Raw genomic sequence first — 25,965 nt, forward strand, 5'->3', positions numbered from 1 at the left:
GGGCGGGCTGCCGGGTGGCGACGGCTGGGTGTCGCTGTATCTCGCCGACACCGCGCCGCTGCTCATGCCGGAGCCCGCCGAGATCACCCTGACGCCCGCGCATCAGGCCGTCCTGGACGCCCTCGGCGGTGGCGGGGCCCTGTTCTTCCGCACGCTGTCCGACCGGGTGAACCGGGAGACCACCACCACCGACGCCGACCTGGTCACCGCCGTGTGGGACCTGGTCTGGGCCGGGCATCTCACCAACGACACCCTGGCCCCGCTGCGCGCCGCGCTCGGCTCCGGCCGTCCCACGCACCGGTCGAAGACGACCCGTCGCGGACGCCCCGTGCTGCCGTCCAGGACGGGGCCGCCCACGGTCGCCGGACGCTGGTGGCCGCTCCCCGAGCGCGAGACCAAGACGACGCTCCGTTCGCACGCTCTCGCAGAGGCGCTGCTGGAGCGGTACGGCATCGTCATCCGCGGGGCCGTGGCGGCCGAGAGGGCGCCGGGTGGTTTCTCGGCCGTCTACCGGGTCCTGCGGGCGTTCGAGGAGAGCGGACGCTGCCGCCGCGGCTACTTCGTCGAGGGTCTGGGGGCTGCCCAGTTCGCGCTTCCTGGCGCCGTCGACCGGCTCCGGGCGCTCCGTCCCACCGCCACGGCGGACGATCTCTCCGCGCTCTGGGAGACGCCGGGGCCCGGCCGGTCGCCGGAGAACCGGGCCCTGGTGCTCGCCGCGGCCGACCCGGCCAACCCGTACGGCGCGGCCTTGCCCTGGCCGGGACGCGACGAAGAGGTCGCCAGCGGCCACAAGCCCGGCCGCAAGGCGGGAGCGCTCGTCGTCCTGGTCGAGGGCCGCCTCGCCCTCTACGTCGAGCGCGGCGGACGCACGCTGCTGACCTGGGACGACGGCCCGGAGGTGCTGCGCCCGGCGGTCGACGCGCTCGCCCTGGCCGTCCGGGAGGGCGTGCTCGGCAAGCTGACCGTGGAGCGCGCCGACGGCGAGTCGATCAACGATTCGCCGCTCGCCGCCGCGCTGGAGTCCGCGGGCTTCCACCCGACCCCGCGCGGCCTGCGCCTCCGCTCCTGACCGGCCCCGCGACCGGCGGGGGTCCGCAGGACCAGCACGACCGCCCCGGCGCACACCAGGACGCCGGCCAGGGAGAGCGGGGTGACGGTGGTGCCGAACGCCGCCCAGCCCCAGAGCATCGTCGCGGGCGGGGTGAGGTAGAGCAGGGCCGAAACCCGGGTGACGCCGGTGCGCCGGACGTTCACCCAGTACAGCCCGTACCCGCCGAACATCGCCAGGGCCACCAGCATGGCCACGGCCTCCCAGAACACCGGGTCGGCCGGTGGGGCCAGGTCGCCGCCCGCCCCGGCGATGCCGGTGAACAGCAGCGTGCTGATGCCCGCCTGAACGGCCAGCGCCTCCGGGAGCCCCGCCGAGGGCCGCGTCCGCCGCTCGATGAGGGTGGCGCCGACCAGGCACAGCATGGCGGCGAACGGAAGCGCGTAAGCCCAGGTGGGGGCGCCGCCGCGCAGGTCGCCGCCGACCACGAGCGCGACACCGGCGAGCCCGGCGGCGAACCCGGCGGCCTGCCGTCCGGTGAACGGCTCACCCAGCAGCGGGACGGCGAGGGCGACCGCGACCAGCGGCTGCAACGCGGTGACCAGGTTGTTGATCCCGGCGCTGACGCCGTGCTCGGCGGCGAGGAAGACCCAGTAGAGGTATCCGCCCTGGGCGAGGACGCCGATGAGCAGGTGCAGGGCGATGTCGCGGGGCGGGACGCGCCGCCGGCGCCACGCCAGCAGGCCGGCCAGGACGGTCGTGGCCACGATGAACCGCCAGGCCAGCAGCGTGCTCGCGGGAGCGGCCCGGGTGCCGAACTCGGCGCCGATGAAGCCGGAGCTCCAGGTGACGACGAACGCGGCGCCGAGGACGGCGTCGGGTCTGCGGACGATCACGAGCGCCTCCAAGTATACATACCGGTATACCTACAGGGTAGCCATACCGGTATGTATACTCGCGGTCTACCTCCAGGAAGGGAGCCGGACCATGCCCTCACAGCGGAACCTGCCCTCACAGCGGAACGCGGCCTCGCAGCGGGACGTGGCCGGCGCCGCGCAGGAGCGGCCGCTCACCCCGGCCGCGCGGAAGGTGCTGCACGTCGCGAGCGAGTTGTTCTACGAGCGCGGCATCGGCTCCGTGGGCATGGAGCTGATCGCCGCCGAGGCAGGGGTCACCAAGAAGACCGTCTACGACCGGTTCGGTTCCAAGGACGCGCTGATCCTGGCCTACCTGCGCGCGCGCGACGAACGCTGGCGCGCCTTCATGGAAGGGCGCCTCGCCTCCGTCCAGGACGCCCGCGAACGCGTCCTCGCGTCGTTCGACGCCCTCGGAGACTGGATGGCCAGCGAGGGCGGACGCGGCTGCTCCATGGTGAACGCCTGCGCGGAACTGCCCGCCCCCGTCCACCCCGTCCATCAGGTGGCCGCCGAGCAGAAGGCGTGGGTCAGGGACCTCTACGCGGGCCTGGTCGGAGAGAACGCTCCGGACGCCCTCGCCGATCAGCTCCTCATCCTGCACGAGGGCGCGGTCGTCGCGTTCAGCGTCGCCGGTGTCCGCGACGCCGCCGCGCTGGCGCGCGCCGCCGCGGACGCGATCCTGCCCCGCCCGCCCTCGGCCTGATCAGCGGCGTCCCTTGAACATGGCGATCAGGCCGCGGAGGGCACGCTCGTCCAGGGAACCGAACGGGTTGTCGTGGACGAGGTACGTCCACGTCGCCGAGGGGCGCTTGAGCCCGGCGGAGTCGAGGTCGATGCCGTCCTCGGACGCGGTGAGGGCCGTGAACGCCTCCACCGACAGCTCCCGGGCCCGGCCGAGCAGGCTCTTGCCCGCGGGCACGGCCTCCGAGTTGAACTCGATCAGCGGGTCGAGGCCGCGGCCGAGCGACCGCAGGTGGATGCCCTCGCGCAGGTCGGCGAGGAAGCCCAGGTGCTCGGCCCAGCAGCGGTCGAGCTGGTACAGGACGATCTGGCGCGCGGCGTCGGCCACGGCGGGCCCGCCGGCGGCCTTCGTCAGCTCGGCGTGCCGCTCGGGGACGGCCTCGGCCATCAGCCGGTCGCCCCGGTCGCCGGTCAGGACGTCCTCGCGCTCGGCGAGGACCTCGCGCCGCTGGAGCCCGATGAGGTGGTTGTAGCGCCAGGTGTTGCGGTGCAGCTCCAGGTCGACGCCCTCGGCGACGCGCTGGGCGTGCCCGACGATCCAGTGGGCGCCCTTGTCGTCGACGCGCCCGTCCGGGCTCGCGGCCGCCTTGGAGTCCTCGTCGGGCGCGTAGCGGGTGACGAGGTCGTCCTGGAGGCTGGTGAAGAACACCGAGCCGCCGGGGTCGCCCTGGCGCCCGGCGCGCCCCCTGAGCTGGTCGTCCAGGCGGCTGCTGTGGTAGCGGCCGGTGCCGATCACCAGGAGCCCGCCGGCCGCGGCGACGCCGTCGCGGCCGGACCCGGCCTCCTCGGCCGGGGCGGTGCCGGGCGCGGACGGCGCGGGGCTCCCGCCGAGCCGGATGTCGGTGCCGCGGCCCGCCATCTGCGTGGAGACGGTGATCGCCCCGGGTGCGCCGGCCTCGGCGATGATCGCGGCCTCCTCGGCGTCGTTCTTGGCGTTGAGGACGACCCGGTCGAGCCCGGCGCGGGCGAGGCGGCGGGCGAGCCGCTCGGACTCGGCGACGTCGCCGGTCCCGACCAGGACCGGACGGCCCTCGGCGTGCGCGGCGGCGATCTCCTCGACGATCGCGACCTCCTTGTCGGCGGCGGTCGCGTAGAGCCGGTCGGGCTCGTCGTCGCGGACGCACGGCCTGTTCGGCGGGACGACCGCGATCTGCAGCGAGTAGAACTCGGTGAGCTGGCCGGCCACGGCCATCGCGGTGCCGGTCATGCCGCAGCGGACCGGGTAGCGCCCGATCAGCTCCTGGACGGTGATGGAGTCGAGGATCTCGCCGCTCGGGGACGCCTCCAGCGCCTCCTTGGCCTCGACGGCGGCCTGCAGCCCGTCCGGCCAGCGCTGCAGCAGCGCCACCCGGCCGCGCGACTCGCTGATCAGCTTCACCGCGCCGTCGCGGACGATGTAGTCCACGTCGCGGTGCAGCAGGACCTCGGCGTGCAGGGCGACGTTCACGGCGGTGAGGGTGGCGAGGTGCTCGGCGGCGTAGAGGTCGACGCCGAGGGCGCGCTCGACCTCGCGCGCGCCCGCCGGGGTGAGCTGGACGTTGCGGGCCTCGTCGTCGGTCGCGTAGTGCAGGCCCGGCCGCAGGCGGCGGGCCAGGTCGGCGTACCGCGGCTCGGCGGCGTCGATCTCGGACGCCCCGGCGAGGACGAGGGGCACCATCGCCTCGTCCACCAGCACCGAGTCGGCCTCGTCGACCAGCGCGACCGACGGCTCCCGCAGGACGCGCGCGGCCGGGTCGGTGACGAGGCGGTCGCGGAGCAGGTCGAAGCCGACCTCGCTGACCGGGGCGTAGGTGACGTCGGCCCGGTACGCCTCCCGCCGCTCCGGCGGCGTGGACGCCTGGCCGACCCAGCCGACCGACACGCCGAGCAGCTCGTACAGCGGGCCCATCCACTCGGCGTCGCGGCGCGCGAGGTAGTCGTTGACCGACATCACGTGGACCCGCCGGCCGCGCAGCGCGTACCCGGCGGCGGCCAGCGCGCCCGCCAGGGTCTTGCCCTCGCCGGTGGCCATCTCCGCGACGTGCCCGGACAGCAGCGCCAGCGTGCCGACGAGCTGCACGTCGAACGGGCGCTCGCCCAGGGTGCGCCGCGCGGCCTCCCGGCCGAGGGCGCACAGCTCGGCGGGGTCGTCGGCGTCCCGGAGCGCGGACGCGGCGGCGGTCAGCTCCGCGTCGGTCAGCGCGCGGACCCGGGACTCGCGCGTCCCGGCCTCGTCCACGACCTTCCGGAAGGGCGCCAGGTCGGCGCTGCCCGGCCTCTGCACAAGGCGGCGCAGCCGGTCACGCAACGCCATGACGCCTCCTCGGTTCCTCTCTCACGGTTACCCTCAACGGGCGGGTGCGGACCCTCGTTCCCCATGATCCCAGCGCGCGGGCGCGGACGGCGCGCCCCGGCCCGGGTGCCCCCGGGCGGCCCGGGAAGAGGAGCGTTCTCCGCAGGAGGTCTGACCTCGACTTCATCCCAAAGACGGATCCCGTGGGGCCGCGGGATTTGCGAACATGGAGGCATACGGGGTTGCGGTGGCCAAGGGGAAAGCGCCACCGCGGAACGGGGTTTCACCATGACACCTACGGCACGGTTGGCCGCCGCACAGCGGCGCAAGCGCCAGATCATCAGTCAGACGGTCATCGACCGCGCGTTGAACGACCCGCGGCGCCATGACCAGGTCGCGGCCGCCGCGACGTCCTCCAAGTAGCCAGGCCCTCCCAGGAGGACCAGGTCCTCCAAGGAACGCCGGATCCGCCGGATGAGCGGCGGACATCCGTGAGGGCATCCGTGAGCGCCTCCGCCGCCCGGCGGGGGCGCTCACGGCCGTCTGAGCCGCTCACAGCCGTCCTAGGGCCCCTGGGGTGCTCTGAGGTGCTCTGGGGCCGGTTCAGTCGCCAGCCGCGGAGAACACGTCGTCCCTGGCCTGCTCCAGCGCGGCGTGCAGGGCGCCGCGCAGCACGGGGTTGCCCTCCACTTCCGTCACCGTGACCGTGGGACGGGTCGGGCTGATGCGGCCGACCGTCCGCTCGATGCGGGTCGCGAGGGGCAGTCCCCCGGCGCGGCCGAGGTTGCCCGAGAGGACGACCAGCCCCGGGTCCAGGACGATGTTGACCGAGGTCACGCCGTAGGAGATGCGGTTGGCCAGCTCGTCCAGGAAGGCACCGCCGCGCGCCTCGTCCGCCGCGGCGGCGCGGACGCAGTCCACGGCGGTGAGCTCGGTCACGCCGTGCGCGTGGGCCAGGGCCCGCACCGCGTCCGCGCCGACCAGGGAGCCGTAGCCGCCCGCCAGGGTGGGCATCCCCAGGGACGTCGACTCGGTGACGCCCTCGTCCTCGGGGCCGCGCCGGGCGGTGCCGAGCGGGAGCGGCGCGCCGGGGACGGGCAGGTAGCCGATCTCCCCGGCGCCGCCCGAGCGGCCGCGGTGCAGCCGGCCGCCCAGCATCACCGACAGGCCCATGCCGCGGTCGAACCACATCAGCGCGAAATCGTCGGCGTCCCTGGCCGCGCCGTAGGCGCGTTCGGCGATGGCCGCCAGGTTCACGTCGTTCTCGATCGTCACCGGACGCCGCAGGTCGGTCTTCAGCGCGGCCAGGACGCCCTCGTGCCAGGCGGGCAGGTCGAAGGAGAACTGGACGTCCCCCGAGCGCGGGTCGACCACGCCGGGGGTGCCGATCACGAAGGCGCTCAGCCTCGACAGCGCCACCTTCGCCGACCGGCACGCTTTGACAACGGCGGCGTGGACCATCTTCACGGGCTCGTCGGCGCCGTTCGGATCGACGGTAACCTGGGCGATGATACGGCCGGTGATGTCGGCGACGCCCGCGGTCACGCCGTCCGGGCCCACCTCCAGGCCCGCGACGTAGGCGCTCGACGGCACCACCGCGTACAGGGCGGCGTTCGGGCCCCGGCCCCCGGCCTGCTCGCCGACGACCTCGACCAGTCCGCGCTCTTCGAGCCTGGACAGCAGCTGGGAGGCGGTGACCTTCGACAGCCCGGTGTGCTCGCCGATCTGGGCGCGGGTCAGCGGACCCTGCTCGACGAGCAGGTCCAGCGCCGCGCGGTCATTGAGCTCACGCAGCAGCCGCGGCGTTCCCGGGCGTCTGGCCATGCTGGTACCCCTCGATGTCTCAATCCGCTAACGGGCGGTTTTGTTTAGGAAAGTTTCTTGTTAGTTTACGCCCAAGCGCCAACCGGTCCCGTACCCCGGGAGGGGGGCGCGCGCAGAGCGCCGACTGGCGAGCATGGCGCCCGCGAGCGATGCGATGGCGAGCGGGGCATGGCTGGACCCTAAAGGGTCCGGCCGTGCTCCACTCACACCGCAGGCCACAAGGCCACGCGAGGCGATGCCGGAAAGGATCCCCCAGTGAAGTACATCAAGATTGCGGCGGCGACGGCCGCGATCGCCCTGGCTGCCGCCGCCTGCGGCGGCGACGACAAGAAGGACGAGTCCGGCTCGGGCAAGGACCCGGCGCAGCTGAAGGTCTGGATGATGGGCGACGGAACGCCCGAGCAGACCAAGTTCCTCGACACGGTAGAGACCGACTTCAAGACCAAGCACCCGAACACCGACGTCCAGATCAAGTACGTCCCGTGGCCGCAGGTAGCCACCACGTTCCAGAAGGCGGCGGCGGGCGGTGAGGGCCCGGACGTGACGGAGCTGGGCAACACCGACGTCCAGTCCCACGTCGAGCAGGGCAGCCTCGCCGATATCACCGACAAGTTCTCCGGCTGGGCCGACGGCAAGACCCTCAACAAGACGGCGGTCGGCAACGACCAGGCGAACGGCAAGACCTACGCCGTGCCGTGGTACGGCGGCGTCCGGGCGATCTGGTACCGGACGGACTGGTTCCAGGAGCTCAACATCCAGCCGCCGAAGACCTGGGCCGAGCTGAGCGCGGCGGCCAAGAAGCTGCAGGACGCCAAGAAGGTGCCCGGCATCGGCGTGCCGAGCGACCAGACGAACGCGCTGGTCAGCTTCATCTGGGGCAACGGCGGCGAGGTGGCCACCAAGGACGGCGGCAAGTGGGCGGGCAAGCTCGACCAGCCGCAGGCCGTCGAGGCGGTGAACTTCTACACCGGGCTCGTGACCAAGGACAAGGTCGCCCCGGAGAAGTACATCGGCAAGAACGAGCTGGAGGGCCCGCAGCGCGACTTCGCCCTCGGCAAGCTCGGGATGTACATCGACGGCAGCTGGTCGCTGAAGGAGATGACGAAGGTCTCCTCCAAGGACGCCGACAAGTGGGCCGTCTTCCCGATCCCGTCCAAGACCGGCGGCAACGCCCCGGTGATGGCGGGCGGCTCCGACCTGGCCGTGTGGAAGGACAGCAAGGCCAAGGACGTCGCGTTCGACTACATCACGGTCCTCAACAACGCCAAGAACGCCAAGGCGTGGGCCGACTACAGCGGGTTCTCCTCCATGCGCTCGGACGTGAAGTTCACCGACCCCAAGCTGGCGGTCTTCAGCGAGATCGCGGGCAACGTCAAGTTCACCCCGATCAGCTCCGGCTGGGGTGAGTTCGAGCAGGCCAAGAAGGTGCTGCCGAACGCGATGAAGGCGATCATGCAGGGCAAGGCCGCCGAGGGCGAGCTGAAGAAGGCCAACGAGCAGGCGAACAAGCTGCTCAACCCGTAAGACCTCTGGGGCCCGGGCCGCCCGCGACCCGCGGGACGGGCGGCCCGGGCCGGCAGGCCACCCGTCCCCGCTGATCGGAACGCGTCATGCTCGATACCGCTCCCGCGGCGCGGAAGGCGCCCGGCCGGAACTCCTCCGGCCGGGCGCGTTCCCACCGCCGGCCCCGATTCGGGCCCTACCTGTTGATCGCGCCCACCGTGGTCGTGATCGTCCTGCTGATGTTCTGGCCCATGATCCAGATCGGGATCATGTCGTTCCAGAAGGTGGGCAACCGCCAGCTGCGCGGCGAGCCCGCCGAGTCGGTCGGCACCGAGAACTTCCGCACGATCTTCGATGATCCGTTCTTCTGGCAGACCCTCCGGCACACCGTGCTGTTCGCCGTGGTCGCGGTGTCGCTGACCCTGGTGGTCGGGACGCTGGTGGGCCTGCTGCTCCACAAGCTCGGCAGGAAGATGTCGAGCTTCGTCGCGGGTGGCGTGATGGTCGCCTGGGCGACCCCGCCGGTCACCGCAGCGATCATCTTCACCTGGCTGTTCGGGACGACCGGCGGGCTCGTCAACTGGTCCCTCGACCTGCTGCCGAACTTTCTCGTCGGCGGCGGCTGGAACGACTACAACTGGTTCGCCAGGCCCCTGTCGACCTACACGGTGCTGACGGTCTGCGTCGTGTGGCAGGCGTGCCCGTTCGTCGCCGTGTCGGTGCTGGCCGGCCTCAAGAGCGTGCCGAGCGAGCTGTACGAGGCGGCGCGCGTGGACGGGTCGGGCCCGTGGCGGACCTTCTGGAGCATCACCTATCCGATGCTCAAGCCCATCTTCCTCGTGCTGCTCGTGATGTCGATCATCTGGGACTTCAAGGTCTTCACCCAGCTGTTCGTCATGGCGGGAATGGCCAACCGCGACGCGTTCAACCTGTCACTGTACGCCTACTCCGAGGCGTTCGGCTCGATGAATCCGAAGCTCGGCATGGGCTCGGCGATCGCGCTGGTGCTCACGCTGATCCTGCTCATCGTCACGGCCCTCTACGTGCGGGTCATGGTGCGTCAGGGGGAGACCCGATGAATCCCTCCCACTCCCACAAGCCGGCAGTGCATCCCGGCGGCGCGCGGAGGCGCGGCCGTTCGAGGGTGCTGCGGAAGGTCGTCCTGAACGGGACGGGCCTGCTGGTGTTCCTGTTCGCGGTGTTCCCGGTCTTCTGGATGGCCTCCACCGCGTTCAAGCCCAACGAAGAGATCTTCAGCTCCACGCCGAAGCCGCTGCCGTCGCACCCGACGCTGGACCACTTCGACCTGGTACTGAACGGCGGCATCGCGGAGGTCTCCTTCTGGGAGTACTTCCGCAACAGCGCCGTCCTCGCCCTCGTCACCGTCATCGTGTCGAGCCTGTTCGCGCTGCTGGCCGCCGTGGCCGTCGCCCGGTTCCGGTTCCGCTTCCGCACCACCTTCCTGATCATGCTGCTGATCGTGCAGATGGTGCCGCTGGAGGCGCTGGTCATCCCGCTGTTCCTGGACCTGAAGAAGCTGGAGCTGTGGAACAGCCTGTCCGGCCTCGCCCTCGTCTACATCGGCTTCGCGGTGCCGTTCGCCATCTGGATGCTGCGGGGGTTCGTCGCCGCGGTGCCCCGCGAACTGGAGGAGGCCGCCGCGATCGACGGCGCCGGCCCGATCCGGACGTTCTTCAAGGTCATGCTCCCGCTCGTCGCGCCCGGCCTGGTCGCGACCAGCATCTTCTCCTTCATCACGGCCTGGAACGAGTTCATCTTCGCGTACACGTTCCTGGAAGACCAGAGCAAGTTCACCCTGCCGATCATGCTGCAGTTCTTCTTCGGCCGCAGCGGCAACGCCTGGGGGCCCATCATGGCAGCGTCGACGCTGCTCACCATTCCCGTCATCGTCTTCTTCCTGATCGTCCAGCGCCGCATGGTCACCGGCCTCACCGCCGGGGCGGTGAAGGGGTGACCGGCGACGAGATCGCCCGGCTCGCGCGGGGCACACTGCTTCCCTCCTTCCCCGGACCGACCGCCCCCGGCTGGCTGCTCGACGAGCTGGAGCGCGGCCTCGGCGGCGTCACCCTGTTCGCCCTCACCGGCAACGTCCCGAGCCCCGAGTCCCTCGCCGCGCTGACCGCGCAGATGCGCAAGGCGGGCGAGGCGTTCGTGACCATCGACGAGGAGGGCGGCGACGTCACCCGCCTCGGCGGGCACGCGACCGGCAGCCCCTACCCGGGCAACGCCGCGCTCGGCGCCGTCGACGACCCCGAGCTGACGCGCCGCGTGTACCGCTCGATGGGCGCCGAACTGGCCGAGGTGGGCGTCAACCTCAACTTCGCGCCGTCGGTGGACGTCAACACCGCCGACGACAACCCCGTCATCGGGACGCGCTCGTTCGGCCCGGACCCGGAGCTGGCCGCGCGGCACGCCGCCGCGGCCGTGACGGGCACCCAGGAGGCGGGCGTCGCGGCGTGCGCCAAGCACTTCCCCGGCCACGGCGCCACCGTGGAGGACTCGCACCTCGGCGTTCCCCTCGTCGACGCCGACCTGGACCTGCTGGACCGGCGCGAGCTGGTCCCGTTCCGGGCGGCGATCGAAGCCGGCACCCGCGCGGTGATGACCGGGCACCTCAACCTGCCCGCGATCACCCGCGGCGTGCCGGCGACCCTGTCCCCCGAAGCCATCACCGGCCTGCTGCGCGAACGCCTCGGCTACCGGGGCGTGATCGTCACCGACGCGCTCGACATGGAGGGTGCGAGCGGCGCGATCGGCATCCCGGAGGCGTCCGTCCGGGCGCTGATCGCGGGCGCCGACCTGCTGTGCCTCGGCCCGAACGAGCACGCCGACACGCTGCGGGCCACGCTGGAGGCCATCGCCGCCGCGGTGCGGATGGGCCGGCTGTCGCCGGACCGGCTCGCGGAGGCGGGAGAGCGCACCCGCGCGCTCAAGCAGTGGCTCGCCGGGCACAGCCCCGCCGTGGTCGACCGTGCCGCCGGCCTGGAGGCCGCCCGCCGCGCCATCCGCGTGACGGGCTCGCTGCCGGGGTGGAACGGCTCGCCGCCGCTCGTGGTGGAGCTGGAGGCGACCGGGAACATCGCGGTCGGCCCGACGCCCTGGGGCCTGAATCCGTGGGCGTCCGACGCCGTCCGTGCCGACGGGGCGGAGGGGGAGGTAGACCGGGTCCTGGAACGTGCCACGGGACGCGGTCTGATCGTCGTCCTGCGCGACGCGCACCGCCACGCCTCCCAGCGCGCGCTCACCAACGCCCTCCTGACGGCCCGCCCGGACACGGTGGTCGTCGAGATGGGCCTGCCCGTCTGGCGGCCCGGGTCCGCCGTCTATCTCGCCACCTACGGCGCGGCGGCGGCCAACGCCCAGGCGGCCGCCGAGCTCCTCGGCCTGACCCCCGCCGCCTGACGGCGCCGGGACGGGCCACGGCGCCCGGCCGCGGGTTCCCGCCCGCGGCCGGGCGGCGCCACGGTCCGTGGCGCACCCGCCGGGCGAGAGCCCGGTTCCGGCGGGCGCGCCACACCGCACCCATGCCTGGAACGCGTTCACTCGTGGTGAGTTGTTGTTGTCGCGACCGCCATAACAACAACCCGTCCCGAGTCAATGGCGGAGGCCAGGATGGGGGGTAAGCCCAACCAGTCCGATCGGCAAGGGATAATACGAGCATGAGATTGTCCGCTCGGGTCGACTACGCGTTGCGTGCCGCCGCGGAGCTGGCGGTGGCCGGGAGTCATCCGGTGACCGCGGTGCAGCTCGCCGAGGCCCAGCAAATCCCGCCCAAATTCCTCGAGAACATCCTCGGCCAGCTGCGCCGGTCCGGTCTGATCCGGAGCCAGCGAGGCCCCGAGGGCGGCTACTGGCTGGCGCGGCCGGCCGAGCAGATCTCCCTGGCCGACATCATCCGCGCGATCGACGGGCCACTGCTCGGCGTCCGCGGCGAGCGGCCCGAACACGTCGGGTACCAAGGGCCCGCACGCTCCCTGCAAGAGGTCTGGATCGCGCTGCGCGCCAACGAGCGCGCGATCCTCGAATCGGTCTCGCTCTCCCACATCGCGGCGGGCGAGCTCCCCGACTACGTCCGCAAGCTGACCGAGAACCCGTCCGCCTGGGAGAGCCCCTCCTTCATCTGACGGCCGCCCCGGAGGCGACCGACGCCCGCCGGGCGGAGCCCCGAGGGTCCAGGGCGCCCGCCCCCGGAGGTGACACGTGCCGGAAGGCGACGTCGTCTGGCTGGCCGCCCGGCGCCTGCACGAGGCGCTCGCCGGGCGGCCGCTGGCGCGCTCGGACTTCCGCGTCCCCCGGCTCGCCACCGCCGACCTCCGCGGGCGGACGGTGCTGGCCGCGGTGTCGCGCGGCAAGCACGTCCTGGTGCGCGTCGAGGGCGGGCTGACCGTCCACACGCACCTGCTCATGGAGGGCCGCTGGCAGATCCGCCGGACCGGCCCCGTCCCCCGCGACCACCGGATCCGGCTCGTCCTGGCCAACGCCGAATGGCAGGCGCTCGGCTACTCCCTCGGCCTGGTGGAGCTGCTGCGCACCGCCGAGGAGGACAAGGCCGTCGGCCACCTCGGCCCCGACCTGCTCGACCCGGCGTGGGGCGCGGAGCTGGCCGCCGAGGCCGTCCTGCGGCTGAACGAGCGGCCCGACCGGGCGATCGGCGAGGCGCTGCTCGACCAAAGCCTCCTCGCCGGGATCGGCAACGTCTACAAGGCCGAGGTCCTCTTCCTGCGCGGCGTCAACCCGTGGACGCCCGTCGGCGACGTCCCCGACCTGCCGGCGCTCGTCGAGCTGTCTCACCGGCTCCTGGAGGCCAACAAGGAGCGGCACGGCCACATCACCACCGGCGACCTGCGGCGCGGCCACGAGCACTGGGTCTACGGCCGCGCGGGCCGCCCCTGCCGCCGCTGCGGCACCCGCGTCCAGCGCGCCGCCCAGGCGTCGGACGTGGGCGACCGTGTCACCTTTTGGTGCCAGTGCTGTCAATGCACTCCCGGCCCAGGGTTGCTCGCCTAGCGGCTCACAACCCTGACCGTGATTGGGCGAGCGCGAATCGCTTCGCGATCTTCCCGGGGATGCTCGCCTTCGGCTTCGCATCCCCGGTCAGGTAGCGCGCTCGCGCGACGGTTGCGCTATGCGCATGCGCTCCTCGGTCAGGCGTATGCGCTCGCGTGGCGGTTGCGCTATGCGCGTGTGCTCTTACTCAAGGGCGGCCGGCTCAGACTCGGGTTCTTGGGGTGCGTTCGGCGCGGCGGGCTATCGAGCCGAGGATCTCCAGGCGGATGAATCCGGCGCCGCCCAGGCGGATCAGGGCCCAGTACGGGGCGAACACGCGGCGGGCGAAGGCGTCGGTGCCGCGGACCCGGGTCTCGAAGGACAGGACGGAGCCGTCGCCGTCGGGGTCCACCCGCAGGCTCAGCGCGACCTTGGCCCAGCCGGGGCGCGCGAAGGCGGTGAACGCGCCGGGGTCGCCCGGCTCGACCGGGGCGAGCTCGGGCCGGACGCGCCAGAACTTGGCGATCTTGCCCTTGACCAGCTCAGTCCCCTCGTCGGTGATCAGTGTGGGGGTCGGGAACGTCTTGATGAGCGGGCCGTCCAGCCGGGTGCGGCCCGCCGACCGCAGCCTCATGAGGGTGCGGGAGACCGGGAGGTCCCCGGCGGTGAGGTCCATCATGGCGTCCCAGACCGTCCGGGGATCGGCGTCGATGCGGCGGGTGTAGCGGGAGCGGAAGTGGGGGTCGGGCAGGACCCGGTCGAGCCAGGTCCGCGTGTCGTGCGGCATGGGTTTCACTCCTTCGCGCCGAGCGCGGCGAGTACCGCGCCGGCCAGTCGGTCGGGCAGGCCGGGCGGCGGTTCCCCGCCGCTCAGGAACAGGTAGGTGAAGATCGGCCCGAGCAGGAGCGCGTGCGCGAACGCCGCGTCGCCCGGCGCGGGCAGCTCGCCCCGCCCGGCGGCGCGGTCGAGGATCTCGCCGAGGACGGCCCGTTCGCGGTCGATGAACTCGGCCGCGAACCGCTCGGCCAGCGCCGGGTCGGCGGCGATGTCGGCGACCAGTCCGGGGACGACGGCCCGCGCGTCGGGGGCCGACAGCAGCGCGACGATGTGCCCGGCCAGCGCGGCCAGGTCGCCCCGCAGGGTCCCGGTGTCGGCCGGCGGGACCAGCCGGGTGCCGTGCACGACCACGCTGAAGACCATCTCGGCCTTCGAGCGCCAGCGGCGGTAGATGCCCGCCTTGCCGACCCCCGCCCTGGCGGCGACCTTGTCGATGCTGAGCGGCTGGTAGCCGTGCTCGCCGAGCAGCTCGCGGACGGCCTCGGCGACGGCCTGGTCGATGTGCCCGGAGCGCGGGCGTCCGCGGTTCATGGTCCGAGCATAAACGATACGAGCCGATCCGTAAACAAAATGGGGTCGGCGCCCGTCCGGGGCCCGGGCCGCCGGACGGGTCGCCGCCTTGGTCGGGTCGCCGGATCCTGCGCCCGCCACCCGATCCTCCGGTTCGGCCGGTACCCAAGTCAATTCTCGGGTTTCCTTATTGATCCCCAAGCCCTAGCTTTGATGGCATGACCCTGGACGACCTGCGCGTGTACGTCGCCGTCTGCGAGGCGGGGAACCTGAGCGCCGTGGCCCGCGACCTGTCGTGCAGCCAGTCGGCCGTCAGCCAGCACGTCAAGCGGCTCGAACGCGAGACCGGGCTGGTCCTGCTGGAGCGGCGCCCGCGCGGCGTCCTGCCCACGCGGGCGGGCCTGATCCTGCACCGGGCCGCCACGGACGGCATCGCCGGGCTGGACGCGGCGCTGCGGCGGCTGGACGACCTGCGCCGGGGCGTGGGCGGCACCGTCCGGATCGCGACGGGCGCCACGACCGTCCGGCACTTCATGGCGGCCGGCGTGGCGGCGTTCCGTGCCCGCCACCCGGAGGCCGCGCTGCAGTTCGAGACGGCCGGCTCCAGCCGCCGCTGCCTGGAGGCGGTGCGGTCGCACAAGGCGGACCTGGCGTGGGTCACGGTCGGCCCGCCGCTGGACGGCGTCGAGCAGCGCGCCTCGTGCGAGCTGCCCTGGATGCTCGCCGTCAACGCCGGCGACCCGCTGGCCGGACGGGAGTCGATCGCGCTCGGCGACCTGGCCGGGATCCGGCACATCGAGCTTCCCGCGCACTCCACGTCCCGGGTGCACCTGGAGACCCACCTGGAACGGCACGGCGTGCGGCTCGCGTCCACCACCGGCGTCGCCGACTGGGACACCGCGCTGCTGCTGGCCGAGCTGGGGCTCGGGCACGCGATCCTGCCCGCGCTCCCGGGCTGGGACGGCGGGACGGGCGCCGTCCGCCTGATCCCCGTCCCGGACCTTCCGCCGCTCACCGCGGGATGGGCGGCGCGCCGCTGGGACGCGCTGAGCCCGCTCGCCATCGAGTTCGCCGGGACCGTCCTCGACCATCTCGCCACGCCCTGACCTGGGCGGGGTTAGGACCGCGAGCGGCGCGACAGGATGCCGGTACGGGCCGATCGGGAAGGGCGGCGGGATGCGCGTGCTGACGTGGAACGTGTGGTGGCGGTTCCAGGCGTGGGACGAGCGGCGCGAGGCGATCCTCAGCGTGCTGCGCGCGGAGGGGCCGGACATCGTCGGGCTCCAGGAGGTCTGGGGCCGGGAGGGCGACAACCTCGCGGGCGGTCTCGCGGACGAGCTGGGCATGCACTGGACGTGGGCGCCGTTCGACCCGCACGACCGGTGGCGCGAGCGCGTGGACCGCTCGGGCTTCGACGTCGGCGTGGCCGTCCTCAGCCGCTGGCCCCTCGCCGGGCGCGCCGTCGTGGAGCTGCCGGCCGCCGGGGGCCAGGACGACGGGCGGATGGCCCTGCACGCCCTCGTCGACGCACCCGGGCACCGCGTCCCGTTCTTCACCACGCACCTGAACCCGCTGCCGCACGAGTCGGCGGTCCGCTGCGCGCAGGTGCGGGCCCTCGCCGCGTTCGTCGCCGAGCACCGCGCGGGGACGCGCTTCCCCGCCGTCGTCACGGGCGACTTCAACGCCTGGCCGGACTCGGACGAGATGCGGCTGCTCGGCGGCTACCGGACGGCGCCGCCCGTCCCCGGCCAGGTCCTCATCGACGCCTGGGAGTACGCGCGGCGGGACGCGCCGTCCGCGACCTGGGACAACGCCAACCCGCACACCGCGCCGCACGGCGAGCCGGGCGTGCGGATCGACTACATCCACGTGGGGCTTCCCGGGCGGGGCGCGCTGGGCCGCGTCCGCGCGGTGCGCCGGGCCGGGACCGGCCCGGTGGACGGGGTCTGGCCGTCCGACCACACGGCGGTCGTCGCCGACCTCCACCTGCCCGCCCTCCCGCCGTGAACGCCCCTCAGGGGGTCTGCCGCAGCACGAACGTGACGAAGCCGAGCGTTCCCCGGTAGCCGCCGAGCCAGGCGTCACGGTGCTCGTCGGCGGCCTTCAACGCGGCGTCGCGGTCCTCCGGGTGGTCGATGCCCCACTGGGCGAGCGAGCCCGTCCAGGACCATTCGTAGTCGTCCCACTCGTGCCGGGTGCTCACGTGGGCGTGGACGGGCGTCCAGCCGTCGGCGGCGACGCGGGCCACGGTGGTGGCGAGGTCGGTGTACTCGTCGGCGGCGAAGCCCGCGTCGAGGGTGGCGCGGCCGGGCTCGCGCTCCCAGAACCCGTCGCCGACGAGGACGGCGCCGCCCGGCGCGAGGTGGCCGCGGGCGGCGGCGAGCGTCGGCAGCAGCCCACCGAACGCGTGGGCCGCGCCCACGGACATGACGAGGTCGAACGGCTCGGGCGAGGTGAACGCGCCGGCGTCCTGGATGTGCAGGTCCACGCGGTCGGACAGGCCCGCGGCGGCGACGGCCGCGCGGCCCCGGGCGATGGCGCCCCCGTCGAGGTCGACACCGTCCCCCCGGAGCCCCGGCCGGTCGGTCAGGGCCCTGATCAGCCAGGTGGCGGTGTTGCAGCCCAGGTCGAGCAGGCGCCCGCCGCGCGGCGCCGCCCGGTCGAGGAGAGACCGCACGGAGGCGTCGTCGAGGGGTGCGGCGATGGGGTGGCGGGCATGGGCGGCGGCGCTGATCTGTTCCCGGTTCATGATCGCATCCTGGCGGCCGGGGCGGCCTCCTGGCGACCGGATTTCCGGCCGTCCGCCGTGGTCAGGCCGTTGACGTCGCGGCGCCGCCCGGACGCGGAAAGGCCCCGGCCCGCCGAGCGGACCGGGGCCTTCCCGTGCGGAGCCCTGGCCGGCGCGCCGGGGATCGCGGCGGCGCGCCGCGCGGGGCTCGCGGGATCAGGTCTGCGCCTGGAACATCCAGTGCTGCTTCTCCAGTTCGGCGGTGATGCCGATCAGCAGGTCCTGGGTGACGGGATCGGGCTCGTCGGTGGCCGCGACGCGCTCGCGGAACCGGCCGATGATCTGGCCCAGGACGTCGGTGACCGCGGCGACGACCTTGTCGTCGTCGAGATAGCCGGCCTCAAGCTGCGGGAGGGCGGTCCTGTCGGCGATCGTGCGGACACGGCCGTCAGGGTTCACGCCGATCGCCACGGCCCGCTCGGCGACGTCGTCCTGGCCCTGCCGCGCCAGGTCGACGATCTCGTCCAGGTGCTCGTGCACGACCTTGAAGTTGCGCCCGGTGAGGTTCCAGTGCGCCTGCTTGGCCACCAGCGAAAGATCGATGAGGTCGACGAGGGCGCCCTGCAGGGCGTCCCCCGTGACCTTCTGGGCCGCCTCGGTGAGCGGGCTCTTGATCGCCGCCATGTCGGGCTCCTTCCGCGTCGTTACGGTTATCCGCTACAACGGGGAATGCTCCCCACCTATGCCGCGCTCAAGCGTGAGGCCGCGCACACCCGCGGCCCCACCGGTCAAGAACGCCTTGCCAACACGTCAGGCGGCGACCATGTCGCCGCGGAGCTCGCCGGTGATCTCCTCGGGGGTCTCCGGAATGGTCTCGGTGGTGATGCGCTCGTGTTCCGGCGGCGCGCCCGCCATGACGGGCTCGTGCTGCAGCTCGGCAAGGGCCAGGTGATCCGCCACTTCCCTGAGGACATGCGACAGCGGCACACCCAGGGCTCTGCAGATAGAGGAGAGCAACTCGGAAGAAGCCTCCTTCTGCCCTCGCTCGACCTCGGAGAGGTAGCCGAGGGAAACCCGTGCCGCCGCGGACACCTCACGGAGGGTGCGTCCCTGGCGCAGCCGCAGCTGCCGCAGTACGTCACCGAGCAGCTGGCGAAGCAGGACCATCGTCTCGCTCCCTCCCTCAGTTCGGACCATCTGCCGCTTCCACCGTACCCGGCTTGGCGGGGGCCATGGCAGACCGTTGATTTCGTGTTCGCTCGGAACGTAACGCTGTAATCAGCCGCGATCTTCCCGATCTTCCCGAGCGTCCCCGGTCCCGGCGTCGGCGTCAAGCCCCAGCAACGCGCGTCTCAGCAGCTCAAGGGCGTGCACGACGGTCATTCTCCTGATCACCGCGCGGATCTCCCGGCCCGTGCCGGGTACGGGGAGTCTCGGGCTGACCACAATGGGCGAGTATCCAGGTCCGGCCACGCCGATGTAGACCGTTCCGACGGGATGGCCGTCCTGCGGCTCGGGGCCCGCCACTCCCGTCACGCCCACCCCGTACGTCGCTCCCAGCCGGGCCCGGACGCCCTCGGCCATCGCGGCGGCGACGTCGGGGTGGACGGCGCCGTGCTCGGCCAGCAGGCCCTCGGGGACGCCCAGCAGGCGCGCCTTCAGCTCCGTCGCGTACGCGACGACGCCTCCCGCGAACGTGGCGGACGAGCCCGGCATCGCGGTCAGCTCCGCGCCGATGAGCCCGCCGGTGAGCGACTCGGCGGCGGCGACCGTCGCGGAGCGCTCGGCCAGCAGCCGGTGGACGACCCGGTCGAGCGTCTCGTCCTCCACCCCGTACACCACCGGGCCGAGCAGCTCGCGGATCCGCGCCTCGGCGGCCGCGAGGCGCCCGGCGGCGTCCGGGCCGGCGGCGGTGACGCGGATCTTCACCTCGGCCGGGTCGGGCAGGTAGGCGAGCCTGACGCCGTCCATCGCCTCCACCTCGGCGAGCCGCGTCGCGACGACCGACTCCCACACTCCGGCGGTGCGCAGCGTGCGGCGCTCGACGGCGGGCAGCCCGGCGCGCTCGGCCAGCTCCGGCAGCACCACCTCGTCCATGATCGTGCGCATCTCGAACGGGACGCCGGGCAGCGCGTAGACGACGCCGCCGGGCAGCTCGACGCGCAGGCCGGGGGCCGTCCCGGCGGAGTTGCGCAGCAGCCCGGCGCCCTCGGGGACCTCCGCCATGCGGAACGCCATCGGCTGCAGCGCGCGGCCGACCGCCTCGGCCCGCTCGTGCAGCCGCCGTTCCAGCGCCGGGTCGCGGACGAGCGCGACGCCCGCCGCCTTGGCGAGCGCGTCGCGGGTGAGGTCGTCGTAGGTGGGGCCGAGGCCGCCGGTGGTGATGACGGCGCCCGCCCGGCCGAGCGCGGCCGTGACGGCCTCGACGATCACGTCCGTCTCGTCGCCGACGACCACGCTGCGGGTCACCTCGACGCCGTGGTCGGCCAGGCGCCGCCCGAGCCACGCCGCGTTCCCGTTGACCGTGTCGCCGAGGAGCAGCTCGTCCCCGACCGTGAGCAGTTCGACCCGCATCGCGCCCCCATCCTCGCCCGACCGCACAGCGTCCCGAATCTACAGCGGGGGCGCCGCGCGGCGGCGGGCCCGCCGGCCGGCTCCACCTCGGGACGAGCCGGGCCCATCACTTTTCCATCGCCGCGAAAAACGGCGAACCGTGCATTGTGTCCCGCATCAAGGTGACATTGACCACTACGCGCGGATGGAACGCGACCAAAGCGCGCATCGGCGGCCCCCGGCGCGCCCTTACCATTGACGCGCGGTCCGACATTCGCCGGAAGCACTGGTCATAATGTGAATCAGAACTCATTTCCCACGGCACATGGCATGCCCATTCGCAGGGATAATCTGCGGAGGGGCTCGCAGACCGGGCTGCGGGGCCACGACCGGGGTGGGCGTGGCCCCGCAGTCCTCCCGCCTGTCGCCGTGCCGTGTCCCGGCGTCGCGTCAGGGACGGGCGAGCCGGCGCAGGACGGCGCCGCAGCGGCCTGCGTAGGCGCGCTGGAACACCGGGACGAGCGGCCCCGCCAGCCGTGCCGCCGCCCCGGCCGGACGGCTGAACGCCGTGACCGTCAGCCACACGTCGCCCTCGTCGTCCAGATGCACGACGAACGCCTCCTCGCCGGCCTGCGGATGGCCCGGGAGCGTCCCGTACGCCCAGCCGACGCGGCGCTCCTCCTCCCGCGTCCACACGACCCGGCACGGCGCCCTCAGCCGGAACGGCCCGGCGCCCAGCCCGATCTCGACCCGCACACCCGGCCCGGCCCGCCGCGCGGAGGCCGTCACCCGGACGGGGATCGACCGGTGCATCCAGAACTCCATCAGCGCGTCGGCCGCGTTCCGCATCACCGCGGGGCCCTCCCCCACGTGGGTCCGCACCCGCAGATGGCGGTAGCCGTCCGGCCGCTCGGCGTCCCAGGTGGCGCCCACCTCGGCGTACGTGAATTCCTGCGCGGTCATCCTCGTCCCTCCCGCCGCAAGGATGCCCCAGCGCACCCAAGCTGACGAATCCCTGTCAGGCACCGCCGTCCACCGCGCCCCGGCGCCGCTACGCGCCCTCGGCGACTACCGCGCCGAGCGTCCCGACGGCAAGCGCGAAATCATGTCCGGCCGCCTGCGCGGACGGGCTGCGCTACCTCACCGCGAAGTCCCACACGTGGCTGGCCGAATACGACCAACCCGCACCCGGGACGCCGAAGGAGGAGGGACCGTGACTGAGCCGTTCACCGTGCGGGTCACCGTCCGCGCCTACGAGCTGGACGCCCAGGGCCACCTCCACAGCGCCGTCTACCATCACGAGCTGCGCGACGGCCCGGCGCCCACTGGCGAGCGCTGGCCGGAACCCCTGAACTCCTCGGTCTCTAGGGCGCTTCTTGGGGCGTGCCCCATGCGGGCGGTCGGCTCAGGTGCGGGCCTTGCGGAACATCCGCCATGCCTGGGCGACGTAGTCCAGGCCGGTGACGACCGTGACGACGAGGGCGGCGGCCATCGTTGCCCATCTGACCGGGTCGAGTGGGCCGGGCAAGATGTAGAAGCCGATGGCGAAGACCTGGAGTGTGGTCTTCAGCTTGCCGCCCTTGCTGGCCGGGATCACCCGGTACCGGATGACGACGAACCGCATCAGCGTGATGCCGACCTCGCGGACCATGATGACGATGGTCACCCACCACCACAGCTCCCCCATGATCGACAGGCTGACCAGCGCGGCGCCGATGAGCGCCTTGTCGGCGATGGGGTCGGCGATCTTGCCGAAGTCGGTGACGATCCCCCGGGCGCGGGCCAGATCCCCGTCGATCTTGTCGGTGATCGAGGCGACGGCGAAGACGGCGAACGCGGCGAGCCGCCAGGCCGTGCCGTCCAGGAACAGCATCCAGACGAACACGGGGACCAGCGCGATCCTGACCAGCGTCAGCGCGTTGGCGACGTTGTAGACGCTCGCCGGCGGCGGCTCCGGGGAGCCCGCGACGGGGTCGGGCGCGCCGGCGATCACGGTACGTCCGCGACGAGATCGACGCCGTCGCTGCCGGTGACGCGGGCCGTGACGATCTCCCCGAGGGCCAGGCCGTCGCCGCGGACGAGGACCGTCCCGTCCACCTCGGGTGCCTGGTGGGCGGCGCGGCCCTCGAACGCGCCGTCCTCGGCCTTGTCCTCAAGAAGGACGCTGACCTGCGAGCCGACGCGGTCCTCGGCGCGCTGCGCGGTCAGCTCCTCGGCGAGGCTCGACAGCTCCTCGACGCGGCGGGCGACCTCGCCCGGGTCGAGCTTGCCGTCCAGGCCGGCGGCCTCGGTGCCGTCCTCGTCGGAGTAGCCGAAGACGCCGGCCGCGTCCAGCCGCGCGGCCGACAGGAACTCCGCCAGCTCCTCGAAGTCGTCCTCGGACTCGCCGGGGAAGCCGACGATGAAGTTGGAGCGCACGCCCGCCTCGGGGGCCTGCGCGCGGATCTGGTCGAGCAGCTCCAGGAACCGCTCGCGGTCGCCGAAGCGCCGCATCGAGCGCAGCACCGGGCCGCTCGCGTGCTGGAACGACAGGTCGAAGTACGGGGCGACGCCGGGCGTGCCGCAGATCGCCTCGATCAGGCCCGGGCGGGTCTCGGCGGGCTGGAGGTAGCTCACGCGGACGCGCTCGATGCCGTCCACCCCGGCGAGGCCCGGCAGCAGCTTCTCCAGCGCCCGCAGGTCGCCGAGGTCCTTGCCGTAGGACGTGGAGTTCTCGCTGACCAGGACCAGCTCGCGCACGCCGTGCCCGGCGAGCCAGCGCGCCTCCTCCAGTACCTCCGCCGGCGGCCGGGACACGTAGGCGCCGCGGAAGGCGGGGATCGCGCAGAACGTGCAGCGCCGGTCGCAGCCCGACGCCAGCTTGAGCGGGGCGACCGGGCCGCCGCCGAGGCGCCGCCGCAGCACCCGGGGGCCGGACGCGGGCGCGACGCCGTCCGGGAGGTCGTCCTGGCCGCCGTGCCCGGGGATCGCGACGTCCGGCGCGGACGCGGTGCGCTCGACCGGGGAGATCGGCAGCAGGGTGCGGCGGTCGCGCGGGGTGTGGGCCTGGTGCGCCCGTCCGGCCATGACGTCGTCGAGGCGGTCGCCGATCGCCGTGTAGTCGTCGAAGCCGATCACCGCGTGCGCCTCCGGCAGGGCCTCGGCGAGCTCCTTGCCGTACCGCTCGGCCATGCATCCGGCCGCGACGACCTTCGCGCCGGAGTCGTGCGCGGCCAGCAGCGTGTCGACGGAGTCCTTCTTGGCCGCCTCGATGAAGCCGCAGGTGTTGACCACCACCACGTCGGCGCCGTCGGCGCCGTCGGTCAGGTCCCAGCCCGCGTCCTCGATGCGCGCGGCGAGCTCCTCGGAGTCGACCTCGTTCCGGGCGCAGCCGAGCGTGATGAGCGAGACCTTGCGGCGAGTGGACATGCCCCTAAGGTAATGGGCGCGCGTCCCAGCGCGGACCAGCGGGCCGCCGTTTCGCGGGGCGGCGATCAGGTGGTCTCAGGGTCGCCGCGGTCGAAGCTCAGCCGCTGGACGCCCTTGCCCTGCCCGGGCGCGCCCGCGTCCTTGCCGTTGACCGTCAGCCGGACGCTGCCGCCGACGCCGATCACGACGCTGATCTTCTTCTTGGCGGTCCAGCGCCGCTCCTCGCCCGTGCGCAGGACGCCGCCGTACAGCAGCCTGCCCTTGTCGCCGCGGACGCTGAACCACGTGGTGCGCTTGGCCTTGACGCGCAGCTCCACGCTCTTGCGCGGCGCGGACACGACCGGGGCGCCGTTCTTCGGCGGCGCGGCCTTGGGCGGACGGGGCGCCGCGGGGGCGGACGGGGTGCCGGCGACCTGCTGCGCGGTGCGCTGCTCGCGCCCGCCGCCGTGCCCCACCACCTGGACGATCCCGTAGACCAGCACGAGGGCGAGGGCGAGCGCCATCGCGGCGCTCCAGTTCGGGGAGCGGCGCTCGCGGAACGCGACGGGCTGCTCGGGCTCGAACGCCGACACGGCCGAGACCGGCTGAGGGGCGCCGCCGTGCGCGGCGTCGAATTCGCTGACGAGCGGCTCGGGGTCGATGCCGATGACGCGCGAGATGCTGCGGATGTGGCCGCGGGCGTAGAAGTTTCCGCCGCAGGTGGAGAAGTCGTCGGTCTCCATGCCGCGGATGACGGTTTCTCGTATCCGTGTCTGGAGACTCACCTGGGTCACCGAGAGACCGGCCTGCTGACGCTCCTTCGCCAAGGTCTCACCGATGCTCACGCCGAGCCTCCTTTGAGAGCGTCCATGCCCAACCCCACACTCCAGCGACACCAGTCTAGAAAGCGCAATGCCCGCTGAGCGACAGGCAACACGTTGGAAACTGGGCAAGATTTCGCATCATTCCGCCATCGCCCGCACGCCACAGCCTTCCAGGGGAAGGGGACCCGCCGTCCTCGGCCGTGGAACGAGCGCGGAACGGCCCGCCGAACAGCAGCGGAACGGACCGGGACCGCCCGGTCAGCCACCGCCGCCGCGGAGCTCGGCGAGCACGCCCGGCAGATCGTCGGGTTTGGCCAGCACGTCCCGCGCCTTGGAGCCCTCGCTGGGGCCCACGATGTCGCGGCTCTCCATCAGGTCCATCAGCCGTCCCGCCTTGGCGAAGCCGACGCGCAGCTTGCGCTGGAGCATCGAGGTGGAACCGAACTGGGTGGAGACGACCAGCTCGATCGCCTGCGTCAGCAGGTCCATGTCGTCGCCGATCTCCTCGTCGATCTCCTTCTTCGGCGCGTTGGACTCGCCGACGTCCTCGCGGTAGACCGCCTGCATCTGCCCCTTGCAGTGGTCGACGATCCCGTGGATCTCCTTCTCGGCGACGTAGGCGTTCTGGATCCGCATGGGCTTGCTCGCGCCCATCGGCAGGAACAGCGCGTCGCCCTGGCCGACGAGCTTCTCCGCGCCCGGCTGGTCGAGGATGACGCGGCTGTCGGACAGCGAGGACGTCGCGAACGCCAGCCGGGACGGGACGTTGGCCTTGATGAGCCCGGTCACGACGTCCACGGACGGGCGCTGGGTCGCCAGCACCAGGTGGATGCCGGCGGCCCGCGCGAGCTGGGTGATGCGGACGACCGAGTCCTCCACGTCGCGGGGCGCGACCATCATCAGGTCGGCCAGCTCGTCGACGATGACGAGCATGTACGGGTAGGGGGTGTAGACGCGCTCGCTGCCGGGCGGCGCGGTGAGCTTGCCCGCCTTCACCGCCTTGTTGAAGTCGTCGATGTGCCGGAACCCGGACGCGGCGAGGTCGTCGTAGCGGCGGTCCATCTCGCCGACGACCCAGTCCAGCGCCTCGGCGGCCTTCTTCGGGTTGGTGATGATCGGGGTGATCAGGTGCGGGATGCCCTGGTACATCGTCAGCTCGACCCGCTTGGGGTCGACGAGGATCATCCGCACCTCGTCGGGGGTGGCCCGCATCAGGATCGAGGTGATGAGGCCGTTGATGCAGGTCGACTTGCCCGCGCCGGTGGCGCCCGCGATGAGGATGTGCGGCATCTTGGCGAGGTTCGCCACGACCGTGCGGCCCTCGACGTCCTTGCCGAGGCCGACGATCATCGGGTGGTGCTCGTTCGTCGCGGCGGGCGAGCGCAGCACGTCGCCGAGGCTGACGATGTCCTTGTCGACGTTGGGGATCTCCACCCCGATGGCCGACTTGCCGGGGATCGGGGAGATGATGCGCACGTCCGCGCTCTTCACCGCGTAGGCGATGTTCTTGGTGAGCGCGATGACCTTCTCGACCTTGACCGCGGGGCCCAGCTCGATCTCGTAGCGGGTGATCGTGGGGCCGCGGGTGAACCCGGTGACCTGCGCGTCGATGTCGAACTGCTCCAGCACGCCGGTGAGCGCGTTCACCACCGTGTCGTTGGCCTTGGTGCGCGGCTTGGAGATGCTGCCCGGACGCAGCGCCGAGGCGTCGGGCAGCATGTAGATCTCGCCGGACGACGACAGCGGCAGCTGCTCGGAGCTGCGCGGCGCGGGCGTCGGGTCGGGCACGGCGGGGGCGTCGTCCACGACGAGGG

Annotated in this window: 24 protein-coding genes and 1 pseudogene; 11 read left to right on the forward strand and 14 right to left on the reverse strand. The window is 72.9% G+C overall.

The annotated features are described in order from the left end of the window. Positions 1 to 1,069: Lhr family helicase (locus E1298_RS20850; RefSeq protein WP_424923113.1), on the forward strand; the 1,069-nt coding region annotated here is incomplete at its 5' end. A 38-nt stretch (positions 1,070 to 1,107) separates the two neighbouring features. On the opposite strand, the pseudogene E1298_RS20855 reads toward E1298_RS20850, so the two are convergent. Continuing rightward, positions 1,108 to 1,944 (reverse strand): annotated as a pseudogene (locus E1298_RS20855) (DMT family transporter); the annotation flags it as partial. A gap of 91 nt (positions 1,945 to 2,035) precedes the next feature. Here E1298_RS20855 and E1298_RS20860 point away from each other — a divergent pair. Next, positions 2,036 to 2,668: a TetR/AcrR family transcriptional regulator gene (locus E1298_RS20860; protein ID WP_131895757.1), complete on the forward strand. Its 633-nt coding sequence runs from the start codon at positions 2,036 to 2,038 to the stop codon at positions 2,666 to 2,668. On the opposite strand, the gene secA2 is transcribed toward E1298_RS20860, so the two are convergent. Further along, positions 2,669 to 4,999 (reverse strand): accessory Sec system translocase SecA2, encoded by a 2,331-nt coding sequence (gene secA2, locus E1298_RS20865; RefSeq protein WP_131895759.1) that lies wholly within the window; start codon positions 4,997 to 4,999, stop codon positions 2,669 to 2,671. It abuts the gene before it with no gap. A 267-nt stretch (positions 5,000 to 5,266) separates the two neighbouring features. On the opposite strand from secA2, the gene E1298_RS51225 reads away from it, so the two are divergent. After that, a complete protein-coding gene (locus tag E1298_RS51225; protein ID WP_279498880.1) occupies positions 5,267 to 5,401 on the forward strand; it encodes a hypothetical protein in 135 nt (44 codons plus the stop codon). A 180-nt stretch (positions 5,402 to 5,581) separates the two neighbouring features. Here the strand turns inward: E1298_RS51225 and E1298_RS20870 are convergent, their stop codons facing one another. Continuing rightward, positions 5,582 to 6,802: an ROK family transcriptional regulator gene (locus tag E1298_RS20870; RefSeq protein ID WP_131895761.1), complete on the reverse strand. Its 1,221-nt coding sequence runs from the start codon at positions 6,800 to 6,802 to the stop codon at positions 5,582 to 5,584. A 255-nt stretch (positions 6,803 to 7,057) separates the two neighbouring features. Between E1298_RS20870 and E1298_RS20875 the strand changes: the two genes are divergently transcribed. The 6 genes from E1298_RS20875 to E1298_RS20900 all read left to right on the forward strand — a co-directional run bounded on the left by E1298_RS20875 (position 7,058) and on the right by E1298_RS20900 (position 13,333). After that, positions 7,058 to 8,326, forward strand: coding sequence for an extracellular solute-binding protein (locus tag E1298_RS20875; RefSeq protein ID WP_131895763.1), 1,269 nt, complete (start codon positions 7,058 to 7,060; stop codon positions 8,324 to 8,326). Positions 8,327 to 8,412: 86 nt separating this feature from the next. Continuing rightward, positions 8,413 to 9,384, forward strand: coding sequence for a carbohydrate ABC transporter permease (locus tag E1298_RS20880; protein ID WP_131895765.1), 972 nt, complete (start codon positions 8,413 to 8,415; stop codon positions 9,382 to 9,384). Then, positions 9,381 to 10,280 (forward strand): carbohydrate ABC transporter permease, encoded by a 900-nt coding sequence (locus E1298_RS20885; protein WP_207944761.1) that lies wholly within the window; start codon positions 9,381 to 9,383, stop codon positions 10,278 to 10,280. Before E1298_RS20880 ends, E1298_RS20885 begins: the two co-directional genes overlap by 4 nt. After that, positions 10,277 to 11,728, forward strand: a complete 1,452-nt coding sequence (locus tag E1298_RS20890; protein WP_131895767.1) for a glycoside hydrolase family 3 protein — start codon at positions 10,277 to 10,279, stop codon at positions 11,726 to 11,728. The genes E1298_RS20885 and E1298_RS20890 overlap by 4 nt, the downstream gene beginning before the upstream one ends. Positions 11,729 to 11,985: 257 nt before the next feature. Continuing rightward, positions 11,986 to 12,450, forward strand: a complete 465-nt coding sequence (locus tag E1298_RS20895; protein WP_131895769.1) for an RrF2 family transcriptional regulator — start codon at positions 11,986 to 11,988, stop codon at positions 12,448 to 12,450. Positions 12,451 to 12,526: 76 nt separating this feature from the next. Further along, positions 12,527 to 13,333 (forward strand): DNA-formamidopyrimidine glycosylase family protein, encoded by an 807-nt coding sequence (locus E1298_RS20900; RefSeq protein ID WP_131895771.1) that lies wholly within the window; start codon positions 12,527 to 12,529, stop codon positions 13,331 to 13,333. A 202-nt stretch (positions 13,334 to 13,535) separates the two neighbouring features. Here the strand turns inward: E1298_RS20900 and E1298_RS20905 are convergent, their stop codons facing one another. Next, on the reverse strand, positions 13,536 to 14,099 hold the full coding sequence (locus E1298_RS20905) for a DUF2867 domain-containing protein (RefSeq protein ID WP_131895773.1): 564 nt from the start codon (positions 14,097 to 14,099) through the stop codon (positions 13,536 to 13,538). Positions 14,100 to 14,104: 5 nt separating this feature from the next. Then, positions 14,105 to 14,680, reverse strand: a complete 576-nt coding sequence (locus E1298_RS20910) for a TetR/AcrR family transcriptional regulator (RefSeq protein WP_131895775.1) — start codon at positions 14,678 to 14,680, stop codon at positions 14,105 to 14,107. Positions 14,681 to 14,877: 197 nt separating this feature from the next. Between E1298_RS20910 and E1298_RS20915 the strand changes: the two genes are divergently transcribed. Beyond that, a complete protein-coding gene (locus E1298_RS20915; protein WP_131895777.1) occupies positions 14,878 to 15,765 on the forward strand; it encodes a LysR family transcriptional regulator in 888 nt (295 codons plus the stop codon). A 70-nt stretch (positions 15,766 to 15,835) separates the two neighbouring features. Then, a complete protein-coding gene (locus tag E1298_RS20920) occupies positions 15,836 to 16,666 on the forward strand; it encodes an endonuclease/exonuclease/phosphatase family protein (RefSeq protein ID WP_131895779.1) in 831 nt (276 codons plus the stop codon). A gap of 7 nt (positions 16,667 to 16,673) precedes the next feature. On the opposite strand, the gene E1298_RS20925 is transcribed toward E1298_RS20920, so the two are convergent. The 9 genes from E1298_RS20925 to E1298_RS20970 all read right to left on the reverse strand — a co-directional run. Next, positions 16,674 to 17,408 (reverse strand): SAM-dependent methyltransferase, encoded by a 735-nt coding sequence (locus tag E1298_RS20925; RefSeq protein WP_131895781.1) that lies wholly within the window; start codon positions 17,406 to 17,408, stop codon positions 16,674 to 16,676. A gap of 195 nt (positions 17,409 to 17,603) precedes the next feature. Next, positions 17,604 to 18,071 carry a Dps family protein gene (locus tag E1298_RS20930; RefSeq protein ID WP_131895783.1) on the reverse strand — a complete coding sequence of 156 codons (468 nt, stop codon included), beginning with the start codon at positions 18,069 to 18,071 and terminating at the stop codon, positions 17,604 to 17,606. A gap of 126 nt (positions 18,072 to 18,197) precedes the next feature. Then, positions 18,198 to 18,554 carry a helix-turn-helix domain-containing protein gene (locus tag E1298_RS20935; RefSeq protein WP_131895785.1) on the reverse strand — a complete coding sequence of 119 codons (357 nt, stop codon included), beginning with the start codon at positions 18,552 to 18,554 and terminating at the stop codon, positions 18,198 to 18,200. A gap of 111 nt (positions 18,555 to 18,665) precedes the next feature. Continuing rightward, entirely contained in the window at positions 18,666 to 19,961 is a 1,296-nt protein-coding gene (locus E1298_RS20940; RefSeq protein WP_131895787.1) for a CinA family nicotinamide mononucleotide deamidase-related protein, read from the reverse strand. Between the two features lie 429 nt (positions 19,962 to 20,390). Further along, positions 20,391 to 20,903, reverse strand: a complete 513-nt coding sequence (locus E1298_RS20945; protein ID WP_131895789.1) for a DUF1990 family protein — start codon at positions 20,901 to 20,903, stop codon at positions 20,391 to 20,393. Between the two features lie 442 nt (positions 20,904 to 21,345). Continuing rightward, positions 21,346 to 21,933: a CDP-diacylglycerol--glycerol-3-phosphate 3-phosphatidyltransferase gene (gene pgsA, locus E1298_RS20955; RefSeq protein ID WP_131895791.1), complete on the reverse strand. Its 588-nt coding sequence runs from the start codon at positions 21,931 to 21,933 to the stop codon at positions 21,346 to 21,348. Next, complete coding sequence (gene rimO, locus E1298_RS20960) at positions 21,930 to 23,348, reverse strand: 30S ribosomal protein S12 methylthiotransferase RimO (protein ID WP_131895793.1); 1,419 nt, start codon at positions 23,346 to 23,348, stop codon at positions 21,930 to 21,932. The genes pgsA and rimO overlap by 4 nt, the downstream gene beginning before the upstream one ends. Positions 23,349 to 23,413: 65 nt before the next feature. Next, positions 23,414 to 24,172, reverse strand: coding sequence for a helix-turn-helix domain-containing protein (locus E1298_RS20965; RefSeq protein WP_131895795.1), 759 nt, complete (start codon positions 24,170 to 24,172; stop codon positions 23,414 to 23,416). 237 nt (positions 24,173 to 24,409) lie between these two features. Next, positions 24,410 to 25,965 (reverse strand): DNA translocase FtsK (locus tag E1298_RS20970; protein ID WP_131895797.1); only part of this gene is annotated, 1,556 nt, incomplete at its 5' end.

Origin of the sequence: Actinomadura rubrisoli, from assembly GCF_004349215.1 — a bacterium.
Lineage (GTDB): Bacteria > Actinomycetota > Actinomycetes > Streptosporangiales > Streptosporangiaceae > Spirillospora > Spirillospora rubrisoli.